This is a genomic window from Nitrosospira sp. Is2 (assembly GCF_033095785.1).
In the GTDB taxonomy this organism is placed as follows: domain Bacteria; phylum Pseudomonadota; class Gammaproteobacteria; order Burkholderiales; family Nitrosomonadaceae; genus Nitrosospira.
Genome location: NZ_CP137134.1, coordinates 3,486,495 through 3,501,614 on the forward strand (window position 1 = coordinate 3,486,495; position 15,120 = coordinate 3,501,614).

Consider the following 15,120-nt stretch of genomic DNA (forward strand, 5'->3'; position numbering starts at 1 on the left):
GCATCCTTGCATCACCGCTTCATTTTTTCTTTTTTCTTGCCTGCTCAGGCACATCCGATGTTTTTTCCGACCCAGGCACGTCCGATTTCACGATGTCCGATGGAATGCCTCGGCGGTCGGTGTCTTTCAGGCCATGCTCCGTGTCTTCCGCGGCCTGCCCGATGACGGCACGGGACATCTCATTTTCATTCGGTTGGCTCGTGCCCGCCGGTTTAGTGGTCTGGTCGCGCTCGTGCGGCATAAGTGTTTCTTCCTCTGACACTGACGGGTTCAGCGGTTTTTGGTCCGCATGCGGGCCGGTCAGTTCGACTCGCTCTGTCAGCATCCCAGTTTCCTTGCGAGGTCCTGATTTTGCGGGTGGTTTGTTGCGTGAATTGGACATTAGGGTACTCCCTCTGCTCATTAATCGATCTGCTCAATCATTATGTGACAGGAATGATGCTAACAAAAAACATCAAAAAAAAATATTGCCAAAAAAAACATTACCCAAAAAAAACATCGCCAGCACTCGCCCAGCTCGCTTAGGCACCGCGGCAAATACGCGCCCATACGCTGCCATACCGCCCGAAGGGCGAGAGAGAGGGGGAATTTGGCTATGTTCGGTACCGAACGGCAGTCGCCTCCCCCGAATCGCCACCATTCGCCCCTCGTACTATCAACAATCGGAGGTGTCATCATGCAAAACCTGCTTTCCAACTCATGGAAGGGATTGGCGTGGCGCGGCGCCGTTTCCCTGTTGTTCGGCATCCTGGCGGCGATCTGGCCCGGGCTTACCCTGCTTTGGCTGTTGGCCCTGTTCGCGGTTTATGCGTTTATCAGCGGATTTGCATCAGCGAGCGCTGCGATAAAAAACCGGCACACCAACAGCGATTGGTGGCTGCTTCTGCTCCTAGGCTTGATGAGCGTGGCCGCAGGTGCGGTTGCGATAATTTATCCAAACCTCACAGCGGTATTCCTGGTGCTTTTGATCGGCGCGACTGCCCTGGCGAGCGGGTTGGTCGATATCATCATGGCCATTCGCTTGCGCAAGGTCATCGAAGGTGAAGCGTTATTATTTCTCAATGGCATCGTTTCTGTCGCCTTCGGGGTATTTGTGTTTTTCTTCCCCGGCGCCGGAGCACTGGCCCTGGTGTGGCTGATCAGCATCTACGCCATTTTTTCAGGCGTGCTGCTGCTTGCGCTGGCTTGGCGCGCGCGAGGCTGGGCCGAGGGTCACGGCACACCGCCCAGCACTCTTCCCGCGTAGGCTTGCTTGCCGGAGTCTCACCAGAGTTGCCGGAGCGCTATCGGTACCGGTAAAGCAATAAAGGGATAAAGGGAACATGGCAAAAGGGAACGCTACTGGAAAGACGCTCGGTTCGGTATGAGACACGTATATGAGGCCCGGGCGTCAACCATCAGCGCTGCCAGCCATGCTGGTGCATTTCAGGAACAAATTTCGACAGGAGCAAACCATGAACTGGAAACCCGTAAAAACGTTGGTCATATGCGCTGCTTGCAGCGCTGCATTGATGGGGGGCGCGATGGCCCAGCAGCAAAAGGACAAGCCTGTGGAAAAGGATAAGGGCTCGGAATCCAAAACGAAAGAAGAGAAGGCGTTGATGCCTCCCGCGGTGGCCGGCAGGGTCATCCTTGGTGTCGAGGTAGTCGAGGCTGATCTCGTTGCCACGGGTTGGCGTGCCTCCAAGCTGATCGGCGCAACCGTACACAACGAGTTCGATGAAAAAATCGGCAAAATCGAGGACGTGATAACCACTCCCAAGGGGGACCTGTCCGTGGCAGTTATCGAGGTAGGAACCTTCCTCGGCCTTGCCAAACACCGGGTCGCCATTCCCATACGCCAGTTCGAACGCCTCGCGCCAAAGGCGATTCTCCCCGGAGCGACCAAGGCCGCATTGAAAAACATGCCAAAGTTTGAGTACGCCGCCTACGTCCCGGCCCCATGACGCATCCCGCCGGTTCGAGCACATCTTCAGCAACCCGACTCAACGATTCTGGTTCGGATTGACGAAGCCGTGCTCATGCCTCTGAAAATTCCCAGCAGCATTCATCGACGTCCGCAGGTTCATATCCGGGAGGCAACGTGAGATCCGATAGTGAAATCAAACAGGACGTGGAGTGGGAACTCAAGTGGGATCGCGAAATCGACGCCACCCATATCGCGGTGGCGGTAAAGGATGGCGTTGTTACCTGCAGGTACCGGCACGCGAGTGGACGGCGGGTCCCTCGTTTGTTTCTCGTTTGACGTGAACATCAATGGAGGGCAGAACCTTATGGAAGCATTAAAGGCGGGCACATCGGCTCCTGAATTCTCATTACCAAGTACGCCCGACCAGCGCGTCGCACTGTCCGAATTTCGCGGACGGCCTGTTGTACTGATTTTCTACCCGGCCGACTGGAGCCCGGTGTGCGGCGACGAACTCGCGCTGTTCAACGAGCTTCGCGATGAGTTCGCCAAATTCGACGCCTCGCTGCTGGGGATTTCCGTGGATGGCGCGTGGTGCCATAACGCCTTCGCCAAAGACCGTGGCTACCGCATGACGCTCCTGGCCGATTTCGAACCCAAGGGCGAAGTTGCGCGCCAGTACGGTGTCTACCGAAGCAAGGAAGGGGTAAGCGAGCGTGCCCTTTTCGTCATCAAGCCCGATGGTGTGGTCCATTGGAGCCACGTCTCGCCGATTGGCGTTAACCCGGGCGCGGACGGCGTTTTGCGCGCCCTCGAATCACTTTCTGGGGGTACATCATGAGCCTGCGCGTTCCCGTGGGTCCGGACGATCACATGCGGGGTCCTGCGTCCGCCCCGCTTACGTTGGTCGAGTATGGCGATTATCAGTGCCCGTACTGCGCAGCCGCGTCTGCGATTGTGAAGCTGGTCCAGGACCAGCTTGGCCCCCGCCTCCGCTTCGTGTTCCGAAATTTCCCGCTCACCCAGGTTCATCCGCAGGCCCAGCTTGCTGCCGAAGCGGCTGAAGCCGCGGGCGCCCAAGGCAAGTTCTGGCAAATGCATGACGCGCTCTACGAAAATCAGCCGGCGCTGAGTCCTGAATTGATAGCAGCGCTTGCCCAAGGACTTGGTCTCGACATGGAGCGCTTCAACGAGGATCTGGCATCAGGGCGATTCCGCGAGCACGTTAAACGCGACTTCATGGGCGGAGTGCGCAGTGGCGTGGCGGGGACCCCAACGTTTTTCATCAATGGGGAGCGTCATGACGGTGGCTGGGATGAAGCCTCCCTCCTGAGTGCGCTACGGGCAGCAGCATATGTATAAGTAACAGGTATTCGTGAGGCGTTCCGGCTCGGCATGAGACAGATTCGGGCCCGGGGGCAGCGAGTAGGTGGCGGGTCAGCTCATGCTGGCGCGCTCTAGTAGTAAGTGAACGTTGACAAAGTGAACTTTAACAGGAGTTAAATCATGAACCTGAACCTCGGAAGAAGCATAATCATCCCTGTATTTTTCAGCCTGGCATTGATTGGTACGGCCTTTGCCGAAAGTCATGACAAGGGAGCTGTAGTACCACCGGTACCGGCGGGAAAGGTAACGCTGGGTGTCACTGTAGTTGAGACCGAGCTTATTGCTACCGGCTGGCGGGCTTCCAAGCTGATCGGTACCAAAGTCCAGAATGAATCCGGCGATAAGATCGGGGAAATTGAGGATCTGATCCTGAGCCCGGACGGGAAGTTGTCCGTGGCAATTGTGGAGGTTGGAGGCTTTCTCGGGATGGGGAAGCACCGGGTCGCGATACCGGTGCGCCAATTCACCCAGATCGCCCCAAAGGCGATAATTGCGGGGGCCACAAAGGAGGCATTGAAGAAACTGCCTCCCTTTGTGTACGCTCAATAGCAGGGTAGCCGATAACGAGAGCAGTTCGTCGAATCTACAATATACGGGGGCTGCTCCCCACCGCCAAGCTCTCGATCGTCAAGGAATGGCCTGATGATCGTGCCGGTAAGAACCGCTGCCGGTGCAATCAATTGTCACTATCACGGTCACGGCAGTCTCAGCAGGCTTGCATTCCCGATGAAAGATGTATGGGCTGGAATCTGTTCGTGTTTGTAATAGAGGAGAGTTACAGGGTATGCTTGAGTGAAATCCGAACGCTTGCGTTGCTTATTGCGAATCATAAATGGAATTCAAGGACTATTACAAGATCATGGGTGTGCCGCGGGATGCGTCCCAGGACGACATCAAGCGCGCTTACCGGAAGCTGGCGCGCAAGTATCATCCCGATGTAAGCAAGGAACCCGAGGCGGAGGTCCGCTTCAAGGAACTGGGCGAGGCTTATGAGGTACTGAAAGATCCCGAAAAACGGGTGGCCTACGACCGGCTCGGCGCGGAATGGAAGCCGAACCAGGAATTCCGCCCGCCGCCGGACTGGAACGCGGGCTTCGAGTTTTCCGAACGCGGGTTTGGCGGGGCCGATGCATCGCAGTACAGCGATTTTTTCGAATCCCTGTTCGGCCAGGGCTTTGGCGCAGCCCATGGAAGACAAGGCAGGCCAGGCGGAGCAACAGGCGCTCGGACAGGCGGGACCTATAGTGTGCCGGGCCAGGATCATTACGCAAAGATAATGATCGACCTCGAAGAAGCGTACACCGGTGGTACCCGCTCCATTACCCTTCAGGTACCCCAGGTAGACGCCGGCGGACATGTATCGACGCGGGAGCACAAGCTGAATGTCGTCATTCCGCGAGGGATCCGCTCGGGGCAGTATATACGCCTCGCGGGCCAGGGTGCGCCAGGCCACGGCCGCGGCAAATCCGGAGACCTGTACCTTGAAGTTGCATTTCGCCCGCACCCCTTCTATCGCGTTGAGAATGCGGACGTTTACCTTGATCTGCCAGTGGCCCCGTGGGAGGCGGCGCTGGGCGCGACGGTAAAAACACCCACGCCGGGTGGGGTCGTGGAACTCAAGATTCCTGCTGGTTCAACAACAGGACGCAAGCTCAGGTTGAAGGGCCGCGGCATTCCCGGCAAAACGCCGGGGGATTTTTTTGTCGTGCTGCAAATCGTGGCTCCTCCCGCCAATGATGAGGCGGACAAGGAGAATTACCGCAAGATGGCGGAGCAGTTTAAATCATTTAATCCGAGAGCCAGGCTGGGAGTGAGCGCATGAGCGGTGAAAATGGGCTGGACAATATGTCGACCGATCCTGAATCCGGGCCTGCAAACGGTAACGGCGCACTGAGCGGAATCATTCTCGACGAGGAGAGCGTTCTGACCCTGACCGAAATCAGCCATGCCTGCTCGGTGCAGACCGGTTACATAATAGAACTGGTGGACGAGGGCCTGCTGATGCCGGAGATGCCCACCGAAGAAAACGAACCCCAGCATTGGCGCTTCTCCGGCGAGCAGATGCGCCGCGCCAGAACAGCGATGCGCCTCCAAAGCGACCTGGGCGTCAATTTGGCGGGTGTCGCGCTGGCCCTGCAACTCCTCGACGAGATCGAAAATCTCCGCGCCCAGGTCAAGTCGATGGGCGGCGAATAGCAACCTTGCAGGCCGGGCAATCCGGCTCCCCCACCTTCCACTGCTTCGACCCGCCCCGGCTTTTCCCTGTATCCCGACTTACTTCTCGACTCGCCCCTGCCGTTCATTCGTTGCGGCGCCATAAATCCGGTGCGATCCAGTGCTTTTTCTGCGCTGGCACCCGGAATCTTCAAAATACGCTCTTGACACCCATCCGTTATTATGCTAATAATTCAAACATCATTTAACGGAATAATCGGAGCGGTGGGCGAATAATGCGGGTTCTCAAGGATAAAGACCGGGTCTTGTATGACAAGCTGGTGCGCCTCGCGGGCGGCAATTCGGAAATCGTGATCAAGGTTCTTTCCAATCCGCATAGATCTTCCGTCGATCTGAGAACCGCCATCAAGGAAATAGAAGCATTGCGCAACGGTCAGAAAGCCGCAGCGGCGCCTTCCATTTCTGAGGCCGCAACGGCGTAATCCCGCCCTAAACCATCCCCCAAGCTATCCATGTCCATCGCCTGGGCAACGGTTGTCATCGTTGTCCTGCTGCTTCCCGGCTTCGCTTTTTTCTGGGGACTCTACTCCCCGAACCAGGTAACCCGGGAGGTATCCCCTGCAAGCCCGCTCGCGCAGCTGGCGGGCGTCGTCATCATCAGTTTCCTTATCCACGCTTGCGCCTACTTTGTCATCAATACCCGTCTGTGTCTTGGCACCGGCCCGGGCGCTCTACCCACGCTGGCCGGCATGCCCTGCGTGGATTTCGACGAGTTTGCCGCCTTGCTGCGCATCGAGGCCTTCACCCTGCCCGGCACCCCTCCGCGCACATTTCGCAGCATGCTCGACCATTATGCGGGCTGGATCCTGGTTTACTTCGGCGTCACGGGCGCGATAACCGGGTTGCTGGGGTTCGGCGCAGGCAAACTGATCGAGAACGGCTATCTCAGCGGCTTCACCCGTCACCGCTACCTGTTCATGCTGGAGAGAGGGAGAAAGAAGAAGGGTGCTGAACTCGTGCGCGCCCATGTGCTGTCCCGCACGCAGAATCTGAACAATGTAATCTTCTATGACGGAATTCTGCAGGATTTTTTTGCCAAGGCGGACGGCACGATCAGTTACATTGTTCTGCACGACGCCAGAACCTCAACGATCGAGATAACCGGCAGCGGCACGCAGCACTCAAGCACATCCATTCCGCTCGATATTGGCGGCGAAAACCTGGGGATCAAGCCCTTGCTGGTAATCACCAGCGATAATATCGCGAATGTCTATTTCGAGCCGCTCAACGCGGTCAGGATCGAAAGTGGCGCGGATACGGAGATTCTCGACCGGGCGATAGACGAACTGGAACAGTCGGGCAACGGCATCCTCCGGGGCCAGTAGCCGACAGAAGAAACGCCTCCGCCGCGCCGCAGACCTTCGGAAATTACACCCTCATGCAATAACATCCAGACTCGGATTGAATGCCGCGGTCGCCACCAACTGTATCTGCAGGTCTCCCCCGCCAGCAACATGGGCAGTCAGAACGCCGATAGCCGCGTTGTATGAAAGCTGGCTCGAACTGAACGCCTGGTTACCCGCCACTTGTGCATTCGCATCAATGGTGGAGAGATCGAGCTTATCCCCTTCCGGGCGGTTGAAGCCCGAGATGATGTCATACTGCGGATTGAACCCGAGCGGATGGGGCTTGAGGCTGTCACTCACCCGATCGTAATCGAAGGTATCTTTCCCGGTGCCCCCAAAAAGATAATCCTTTCCGCTGCCGCCGTTGAGATAATCATTGCCGTTGCCGCCGTTGAGAACATCGCTGCCATCGCCGCCGAAAAGGTAGTCGCTGTCGTTGCCGCCGCTCAACGCATCGTTGCCCGTTGAGCCGTCCAGATGATCGTTACCGGCCCCGCCGCTCAGCGAGTCGTTACCCTCGCTCCCGCTAAGCGCGTCATTGCCGGTAGAACCTTCAAGACTGTCATTGCCGGCGCCGGCGTCCAGATAGTCGTTTCCGCTGCCGCCATCGAGCACGTCGTTACCAATGCCGCCATAGAGCTTGTCATCACCCTCGCCCGCGTCAATCCGGTCATTGCCATCCTGGCCATACAGGCGGTCGTGCCCCCGATAACCGTAAATGACGTCGCTTCCCCCGAGGCCGTAGATATTGTCATTGCCGTCCCCGCCGCGCAAATGGGGGCGATATTGCCCGCCATTCCAGCCGCCGTTATCGTTGTAGGGTGTGCCAAAAATCGTAGCCATGATGATCTCCTCATAAGGAATCGAAAAAATGAATACCGGCACAATGATGACTTGAATACGCTCTCCGGCACGGGCAAAGGCAATGATGCACACGAGCGGCGTGGCGATCCCCGGAGAAATTTCTTCTACTCGATTTGATCAGGGGCGAGACTCGCAATGCTTCCGAGCAGCCACGCCGCGCGCATTTTTCGGTCACCGCCCCAACTCATAAACAAGTTCATCAATTGAAAAATAGACCGTTTCAGCGATAATAACAAGCGCATGGCGATATGACCGGCCGAACCGGGAATTCCTTTGTGCCCTTGCAAGCCCTTGAACAAGTCCTCACAAGAGGTATTCACGGGGAGACGGCAGATTTTGAGGGATGGGAAGCACGACCGGCGACGACGAGAAGGACAACAGTCCCCTTCGTCAGGAGCATGACAAAGCAATCGCCCGGAAAGACGTCCCTTCAGCGGAGGACTTGTCCAGCGCTTCCTTCTGTACTGAAACGAACGGAGATCCAGGGTTGCGATCGCCCATAATGATGGGTATGGCGGCCTATAGCGGATGATTAGAAGGTGATGGATGGCCGGTTGCAGCCTGGTTACAAGTTCAAGGTGGCCTGGGGTTCCCAGCTGATGACAAACGAGGGCAAAGAATGGAAAAAGAACCGCTGATCACATTACCCTGGCACGGACACGAAACAATCGAGTCCATACCGGCGCTGCTGGATGATGCGCTGGAGATCGAGATTACGCTGCCCGTGAACTATAATCATTCATTGTTTTCCCTGTTGCACGGTGGTGACGCGCCCGGTCGGGTGGAGGAGATCCGCGCCTCAGGCGGTCCCGAACTACTGGCGAAGATCGCATGCGTAAAAGGCCTGGAAGAGTTGTCGTCGCTGATCGAACCCCTGACGGCGGCAGGAGCTAAAGTGCGCGTCCTCAGTCCCCCCAGGATAGTCATCACCCTGCCAGCCAACGCGAAAAAGCAGGAACAACTGAAGCGGGATATACACTAACTGAGACACTGGCTTGGACGCTGGCTTATCCCATGATTAGCCGCTGACTGAGCCGCTGACGATCCGTCGAGGGAATTCATGAAAAATATATCCGTTTTTGCCGCTGGAATGATCGCGCCTGCGCTTGCGTTTGCCGCCTTCCGCGAGATGGACGATGCGCAGATTGCCCAGGTGGTGATCACCGCGCATCGCATGGCCATCGAGACAGGCCTGCTCGCCGCGACGAAATCTTCCAACCCCGAGGTCAGGACATTCGCACAGCGAAAGATAAGCGACCATGAGGCCCTCAACAAGCGGGCTACCGAGTTGGTGGATAAACTTGAATTGCCGCCGCGGGACAGCACCATCAACCAGGAGTTGCGGCTGGATAGCGAGACGGGCTTTCCCCAACTCGCGGTGATGGACGGCACCGATTTCGATAAGGCATACATCGACCACAACGTCATTCTTAACCAGCACATGCTCGATACGATAGACAACAGGCTGATGCCCCGCGCCAGCAGCGAGCAATTGAAGGCGTTGCTGTACAACATGTTTGCGCCCCTGTCGGACCACCTTGAGCATGCCCAGCAGCTTCAGGGCTCCCTGAATAATTAACGCGCGGGGGGCCGAACCGCATCTGATCCTTTTATACGTCATCCCCGGGCTGAAACGTCATGATGAGATAGCGCATGAGTGTCGCTGGTGCCGAGCAGGAGCGGAAGAATCCTTATCAGCAGCCCGTCGATGAGGTATTGGCTGCCTTTGTGTCCGATACCAGGCACGGCTTGAGCGAAAGCGAAGCGCGGGCGCGGCTGGACAGGTACGGCGCAAATGAGCTAGAGGCCGAAAAACCGGTTCCCGGCTGGAGAAAATTTCTCGCCCAGTTTCAAAACGTGCTGGTGGTCCTGCTGCTAATCGCCACCGCCATCTCGGCAGGGGTGTGGCTGTACGAGCGCGACTCGGCCTTGCCATACGAAGCCATCGCAATTTTTGCCGTGGTGCTGCTTAACGCCCTCATGGGCTATGTCCAGGAATCGAAAGCGGAGGAGGCAGTCGCCGCATTGCGGCAAATGTCGGCGGCGGCTCAGGCCAACGTCCTCCGGGATGGCGCGCGGCGGAACATTCCAGCGGCTCAACTCGTGCCCGGCGATATTATCCTCATTGAAGAAGGCGATACCGTTCCGGCCGACGCGCGGCTGATACATTCCGTCGCGCTGCTGACGGCGGAGGCGGCCCTTACCGGCGAGAGCACGCCGGTTTCGAAGTATACCCAGCCGATCACTGAAGAAGCCGAAATCGGCGACCGCCGCAACATGCTGTTCAGCGGCACCAGTGCGACGTTTGGCCGGGGCCGCGCAGTAGTCGTCGCGACGGGCATGCACACCCAGATGGGCCACATCGCCGGCATGCTCGAAGAAACGCCGCAGGAAACGACTTCCCTTCAAAAGGAGCTCGCGCATGTAGGCAGGCTGCTGGGAATAATCGTCGTCGTCATCGCCGTGGTGATGATCGCAACGATTATCCTTGTCGAGCATGTAAGTGGCTTCGCCGCGATTATGGATGCGCTTATCCTGGGCGTGGCCCTGGCAGTCGCGGCGATACCCGAGGGGCTGCCGGCCGTGGTCACGGCTGTCCTTGCGCTGGGCGTGCAGCGGATGGCGCGCAGGAACGCCATCATACGGCGTCTCGCGGCGGTGGAAACGCTGGGGTCGGCCACCACGGTTGCTTCCGATAAAACCGGCACCCTCACCAGGAATGAGATGACAGTGCGCGCGGTTGTGACCGCAAGCGGACGCGTGGCCTTCGGCGGCTCAGGCTATTCGCCGCAGGGCGAAGTGCTGCGCGAGGAAAATGCAGGGACCGCGGGCGCCACCGTGGATCAGCAGTCCGCCATCGCGGGTGCATTGCAAACCGAACTGGAGCGGGCGCTTGCCGTAGGCGACCGGGCCAGCAATGCCGTTCTGCAAGAGCATGAGGGGCATTGGACAGTGCAGGGCGACCCCACCGAGGGCGCGCTTCTCGTCGCTGCACGCAAGGCTGGGCTGGAAAAGGAAGCGCTGGACGCCCGTTTCGAGCGCGTGGGAGAAATTCCCTTCTCCTCCGAGCGCAAGCTGATGACGACGATCCATACCGATGCCGATGCCCATCCTCAGAGCCGGGAGCGGCTGCTTGTCTTCACCAAGGGCGCGCCAGACCTGTTGCTCGGGTGCTGTTCGTGCGAACTGGTGGGAGACGAGACGAAAGCGCTGACCGAGGAGCGCCGCGCGGCCATTTTGAAGCAGAACGAGGAACTTGCGGGCGAAGCGCTGCGTTCGCTAGGGGTTGCCTTCCGCTCGATGCCCGCCGCTGCGCTGGTTACGCTCGAACTTGGTGGCGTCGATGAAAGCCTCGAACAGGATCTCGTATTCGCGGGCTTGATCGGCATGATTGACCCGCCGCGCGAGGAAGCGAAAGAAGCGGTCGCCCGCGCGAAAATGGCGGGCATCCGCGCGCTCATGATCACCGGCGATCATCCCGTCACCGCGGCCGTTATCGCCGCCCAGCTCGGTATCACCGGGGAGGGGAACACCCGGGCGGTCACCGGCTCCGAACTGGAGAAAATGACGGACGAGACGCTGGATCAAACCGTCAGGGAAGTGTCTGTGTACGCCCGGGTGAGTCCGGAACACAAGCTGCGCATCGTCAAGGCGTTGCAGCGCGGGGGAGAAGTCGTGGCGATGACGGGGGATGGCGTAAACGATGCGCCTGCCCTTAAGACGTCGGATATCGGCGTCGCCATGGGCATCACGGGTACGGACGTGTCCAAGGAAGCCGCAGACATGGTGCTGACGGATGACAATTTTGCGTCCATCATCGCCGCTGTCGAAGAGGGGCGCGCCATTTTCGCCAACATCCGCAAGTTTTTGCGCTACCTGCTCTCATCGAACATCGGCGAAGTACTCGCGATGTTCTTCGGTGTGGTTCTGGCGGATGCCATCGGACTGCACGCCGAAGAGCAGCTTATCGTGCTCCCGTTGCTCGCGACCCAACTCCTGTGGATCAACCTGGTAACGGATGGCGCGCCCGCGCTTGCGCTTGGCGTGGATCCGCCGGATGCCGACGTGATGCGCAGACCGCCGCGCGCCAAAGGCGAAGGGGTCATTACGCGCCAAATGTGGTCCGGCATTGTCTATGTGGGCGTGATCATGGCCGTGAGCACCCTGCTGGTGCTGGACGCCTCTCTTCCCGGAGGATTCATTGAAGGCAGCGGCAACATGCGCTATGCGCAGACCATGGCGTTCACCACGCTGGTGCTCGCCTCGCTCTTCAACGTGATCAACGCGCGCTCGGATGAGCAGAGCGCATTCGTCGGCCTGTTTTCCAACAAATGGCTGTGGGCCTCAATCGGCCTGTCCATTTTGTTGCAGATCGCGGTTGTTTACCTGCCCTTTCTGCAAAAGGCATTTTCTACCGTGAGCCTGAACCTCGACGACTGGATGCTGTGCACGCTGGCCGCGAGCTCGGTGCTGTGGCTGCGGGAGCTAAGTAAACTGGCAAGGCGCGCCATGGGTCGATCGTCAACCCGTCTTGCGACCCCAGCCCGGTCCATCTGATCCGGCAGCCCGGGCCAATCCTGGTCAATCGCGGCCGATCCGGGCAGATCGGGCCGATGGGGGCCAATCGGGGCGTCAGGGGCACGCGGCGTTCCTTGGAATGCAAAGCGTGCACTCGCCGTTGTCGCCCCATTCGCAGCATTTATTGGGGAAGCAGGTGCCCCCGGCGGGGCTTCCGCCACCGCCGCCCCCACCGCCACCACCGCCACCACCGTTCTCAGGGAGGTCAAGCACGTCTATGCACTCGCGGCAATAGCCGAAAAACCCGCCCAGACAAGCCGCAAAGCACCCTACGACGGCAGGCACGTTCGGCGTGAAGGCGGCGCAACCGACGCAGCCCAGAATCAAGCCGTTACACGCCAGAGACTTTAACGCTCCGCACGCCTGCGGCGAAACAAGCGCGTGACGGCCAAACCCGCCGGCATACTTCACCACGGTGTAGCGGCCCCTGCTCCGATATAAGGATGCTTCCGCAGCAAACCCCGGTATAGTCATTTTTTATCCCTCTTCAGTTGAGTATTTCCCTACGATCCCTTCCCGCTCCTTTCACCTTCGCCGTATCTCACCTCCGTCATATCGGAGTCCACGCCGGGATTGACTGGCTGCGTCACCCGACCAGCGAGACCTTGGATTGTGATCGCATTTTGCGGGCACAAGCCATTATATGAATCCTCCGCGCCTGCAACTTCGCAATGCTCCACGGACAGGGTATCCGTCTCTCTAATTACGGGTATAGGATGGCGCGGCCCAGGGCGCGAGTCTGTTGCCAGGCCAACATACCATCCTGAAAACCGGAATCGCCAAGCGGCACGCGGTGCCATGTTTCTGACCAATGCCCGGGTTCGCGGGCCGCCTTTTTCCGCGTTTAGTCATTTCGCTCGGCAGCGAATTTGTTCCCCCACGCCCTGTCAAACCAGCCGCCGGAAGATGTCATCGAAAAAGCAGGGCCGTGCGTTAATTCATTGACACAGTTCACGGGACGATACACGCCATTGCCTGAAGCGATAAGAGACGTGCCTCACTCGCACAAAATTGTTCCGGTTTTCATTTTGGCCACCCTTATGCAGAAACAGCAGCATATGCATAAGCAGCAAATGGGACTTTAATGAAAAAGATCACTCAGTCATGTCTCGCATTGTTCATGGTCGCCGTGCTCGGATTGACTCCTTCAGCGCCGGTATGGGCTGACGATGGAGGAGACGATGGCGGATTCGACGATGGAGGATTTGATGATGGCGCGGGGGACGACGACGGCGAGGGAGACAACGATCAGGACAACGATCAGGACAAGGACGGAGGTGGGCGCCCGGACAAGGATGGAGACGGGCATAAGGATGGACACAGGCACCATGGGCGGCATCATCACCACCAACATATTCATTCGTACGGCGGCTGGCCAGCGTGGGGGTTCGGTCCGGGGTTCGGCTTTGGCGCATTCGGCTATATGCCGCCCTATTACCCCCCTGCTTACTACGGGTACCCGCCGGTCGCCGCGCGGCCCGCTCCCCCAGCGGTCTACATCGAGCGGAATGACACGGCGCAGCCCGCCACCCAATCTCAAGGGAATTTCTGGCACTACTGCCGCTCAGCAGAGGGCTATTACCCGCAGGTGAAGGAATGCCCCGATGGCTGGGAGCAGGTAGCCCCGCAAGCGAAGGAAGATAATCAGGAATAATCCCCGCAAGGAGTTAGTGCTGTCAGCACAGCTAATCCTGCAATAATCTCCAGCGGCTTCGCCTCATGTTATCGCTTGCCGCCAGTCATTCCGATTTTTACATTTGCAACTGGAATGACAGTTTGAAAACGTCTGCCTTCTCGCCGATAACGTCCGGGGCATAGTTCGAACCCTTGGTCCGCAGATCCCCATGCTGGTAGTACGCGGCAATACGCGCATTAAACCCATTGATAATTCTGTTCATCCTGCCGCTGAAACCGGTACAGGCCCGGCAAGAATAAAAGCGCCTATCCCAGGCTATTCTGTATGAGACCGCACGGAAATTTTAAGTAACAGTAATAAAATACCAAAGGCAGCTTTTCCCCCTATGTCCCTAAATTACTGGTTACCCTGGCGGCTATGCGTAGGAAGTAACAAAAACATGGGCAAAGGCGGATGGAAATTGCAAAATTGGCGCCATGAACCGATTCACTCTACAAGGAGGATGCCATGCGTCCAATACAATTTACCCTCGCCATTCTCTGCGTTGTGCTGATGACATCGGTTGCCTACGCGAAGGATGACAAGGCGGCGCATCCTAGGGATCCGCAGGCCGAGATGGAACTCTATAAGAAACTGGCCACGCCGGGCAAACCCCATAAGCTGTTAGCCAGCCTTGCCGGAAGTTGGACTACCAAAACGAAAGAATGGATGGAACCCGGTAAACCGCCGATGGAATCTACCGGTTCCGCAGAAATGAAGATGTTGCTGGACGGGCGTTTTCTTCAACAGGAATACAGCGGCCAGATGATGGGGCAGCCCTTCTCCGGACTTGAGATAATCGGCTACGACAATCTTCTCAAGCGCTATGTAACGTCCTGGATGAGTACCATGGGTACCGGCACCTTCATCATGGAAGGTACGGGGAGCGCCGATGGCAAGACCATCACGTTGAAGGGAAAACATGCCGAGCCGGGCGGAGGACACATGACGCATCGCGCCGTCTGGACGATTGTCGATAACAATACCCAGACTTTTGATATGTTCGGGACTCATCATGGTGGCAAGGAAATGAAGATGATGGAGATCATTTACACAAGAAAGCCATAGTGCGAGGAGATAGCGACGCCCGCGTGCTCAATCCCAGTTAATCAGCAACTGGCTGCTGCCAA

General features: G+C 57.9%; 19 protein-coding genes. 15 read left to right on the forward strand and 4 right to left on the reverse strand.

Translation table 11 applies throughout. The features are described from left to right. Positions 1-19 precede the first annotated feature (19 nt). Positions 20-382, reverse strand: coding sequence for a hypothetical protein (locus R5L00_RS15270; protein WP_317652635.1), 363 nt, complete (start codon positions 380-382; stop codon positions 20-22). 294 nt (positions 383-676) lie between these two features. Between R5L00_RS15270 and R5L00_RS15275 the strand changes: the two genes are divergently transcribed. The 10 genes from R5L00_RS15275 to R5L00_RS15320 all read left to right on the forward strand — a co-directional run bounded on the left by R5L00_RS15275 (position 677) and on the right by R5L00_RS15320 (position 6,852). Continuing rightward, the gene (locus R5L00_RS15275) at positions 677-1,246 is read left to right on the forward strand and encodes an HdeD family acid-resistance protein (RefSeq protein ID WP_317652636.1); all 570 of its coding nucleotides are present in this window, start codon (positions 677-679) and stop codon (positions 1,244-1,246) included. 208 nt (positions 1,247-1,454) lie between these two features. Beyond that, positions 1,455-1,946 carry a PRC-barrel domain-containing protein gene (locus R5L00_RS15280; RefSeq protein WP_317652637.1) on the forward strand — a complete coding sequence of 164 codons (492 nt, stop codon included), beginning with the start codon at positions 1,455-1,457 and terminating at the stop codon, positions 1,944-1,946. A 137-nt stretch (positions 1,947-2,083) separates the two neighbouring features. Beyond that, on the forward strand, positions 2,084-2,245 hold the full coding sequence (locus tag R5L00_RS15285) for a BON domain-containing protein (RefSeq protein WP_317652638.1): 162 nt from the start codon (positions 2,084-2,086) through the stop codon (positions 2,243-2,245). Positions 2,246-2,273: 28 nt separating this feature from the next. After that, positions 2,274-2,747, forward strand: coding sequence for a redoxin domain-containing protein (locus R5L00_RS15290; RefSeq protein WP_317652639.1), 474 nt, complete (start codon positions 2,274-2,276; stop codon positions 2,745-2,747). Next, entirely contained in the window at positions 2,744-3,268 is a 525-nt protein-coding gene (locus tag R5L00_RS15295; protein WP_317652640.1) for a DsbA family protein, read from the forward strand. Before R5L00_RS15290 ends, R5L00_RS15295 begins: the two co-directional genes overlap by 4 nt. 144 nt (positions 3,269-3,412) lie before the next feature. Then, positions 3,413-3,841: a PRC-barrel domain-containing protein gene (locus R5L00_RS15300; protein ID WP_107692988.1), complete on the forward strand. Its 429-nt coding sequence runs from the start codon at positions 3,413-3,415 to the stop codon at positions 3,839-3,841. A gap of 283 nt (positions 3,842-4,124) precedes the next feature. After that, complete coding sequence (locus R5L00_RS15305) at positions 4,125-5,114, forward strand: DnaJ C-terminal domain-containing protein (protein ID WP_317652641.1); 990 nt, start codon at positions 4,125-4,127, stop codon at positions 5,112-5,114. Beyond that, positions 5,111-5,488, forward strand: a complete 378-nt coding sequence (locus R5L00_RS15310; RefSeq protein WP_317652642.1) for a chaperone modulator CbpM — start codon at positions 5,111-5,113, stop codon at positions 5,486-5,488. Before R5L00_RS15305 ends, R5L00_RS15310 begins: the two co-directional genes overlap by 4 nt. A 254-nt stretch (positions 5,489-5,742) precedes the next feature. Then, the gene (locus tag R5L00_RS15315; RefSeq protein WP_107692986.1) at positions 5,743-5,949 is read left to right on the forward strand and encodes a hypothetical protein; all 207 of its coding nucleotides are present in this window, start codon (positions 5,743-5,745) and stop codon (positions 5,947-5,949) included. A gap of 30 nt (positions 5,950-5,979) precedes the next feature. Then, a complete protein-coding gene (locus R5L00_RS15320) occupies positions 5,980-6,852 on the forward strand; it encodes a hypothetical protein (protein ID WP_107692985.1) in 873 nt (290 codons plus the stop codon). Between the two features lie 51 nt (positions 6,853-6,903). Here R5L00_RS15320 and R5L00_RS15325 read toward each other — a convergent pair whose 3' ends face one another. Beyond that, positions 6,904-7,716 (reverse strand): calcium-binding protein, encoded by an 813-nt coding sequence (locus R5L00_RS15325; protein WP_317652643.1) that lies wholly within the window; start codon positions 7,714-7,716, stop codon positions 6,904-6,906. A 640-nt stretch (positions 7,717-8,356) separates the two neighbouring features. Between R5L00_RS15325 and R5L00_RS15330 the strand changes: the two genes are divergently transcribed. The 3 genes from R5L00_RS15330 (at position 8,357) to R5L00_RS15340 (ending at position 12,294) form a co-directional block, all read left to right on the forward strand. Then, positions 8,357-8,719 carry a hypothetical protein gene (locus R5L00_RS15330; RefSeq protein ID WP_317652644.1) on the forward strand — a complete coding sequence of 121 codons (363 nt, stop codon included), beginning with the start codon at positions 8,357-8,359 and terminating at the stop codon, positions 8,717-8,719. A 78-nt stretch (positions 8,720-8,797) separates the two neighbouring features. Continuing rightward, positions 8,798-9,316: a DUF4142 domain-containing protein gene (locus tag R5L00_RS15335; protein WP_317652645.1), complete on the forward strand. Its 519-nt coding sequence runs from the start codon at positions 8,798-8,800 to the stop codon at positions 9,314-9,316. Between the two features lie 74 nt (positions 9,317-9,390). Then, complete coding sequence (locus tag R5L00_RS15340) at positions 9,391-12,294, forward strand: cation-translocating P-type ATPase (RefSeq protein WP_317652646.1); 2,904 nt, start codon at positions 9,391-9,393, stop codon at positions 12,292-12,294. 75 nt (positions 12,295-12,369) lie between these two features. Here R5L00_RS15340 and R5L00_RS15345 read toward each other — a convergent pair whose 3' ends face one another. After that, on the reverse strand, positions 12,370-12,789 hold the full coding sequence (locus R5L00_RS15345) for a hypothetical protein (protein ID WP_317652647.1): 420 nt from the start codon (positions 12,787-12,789) through the stop codon (positions 12,370-12,372). 610 nt (positions 12,790-13,399) lie between these two features. On the opposite strand from R5L00_RS15345, the gene R5L00_RS15350 reads away from it, so the two are divergent. Further along, complete coding sequence (locus R5L00_RS15350) at positions 13,400-13,969, forward strand: hypothetical protein (protein WP_317652648.1); 570 nt, start codon at positions 13,400-13,402, stop codon at positions 13,967-13,969. Positions 13,970-14,066: 97 nt separating this feature from the next. Here R5L00_RS15350 and R5L00_RS15355 read toward each other — a convergent pair whose 3' ends face one another. Next, on the reverse strand, positions 14,067-14,213 hold the full coding sequence (locus R5L00_RS15355; protein WP_317652649.1) for a hypothetical protein: 147 nt from the start codon (positions 14,211-14,213) through the stop codon (positions 14,067-14,069). A gap of 245 nt (positions 14,214-14,458) precedes the next feature. Between R5L00_RS15355 and R5L00_RS15360 the strand changes: the two genes are divergently transcribed. Beyond that, on the forward strand, positions 14,459-15,058 hold the full coding sequence (locus R5L00_RS15360) for a DUF1579 domain-containing protein (protein ID WP_317652651.1): 600 nt from the start codon (positions 14,459-14,461) through the stop codon (positions 15,056-15,058). The last annotated feature ends 62 nt before the right edge of the window (positions 15,059-15,120 follow it).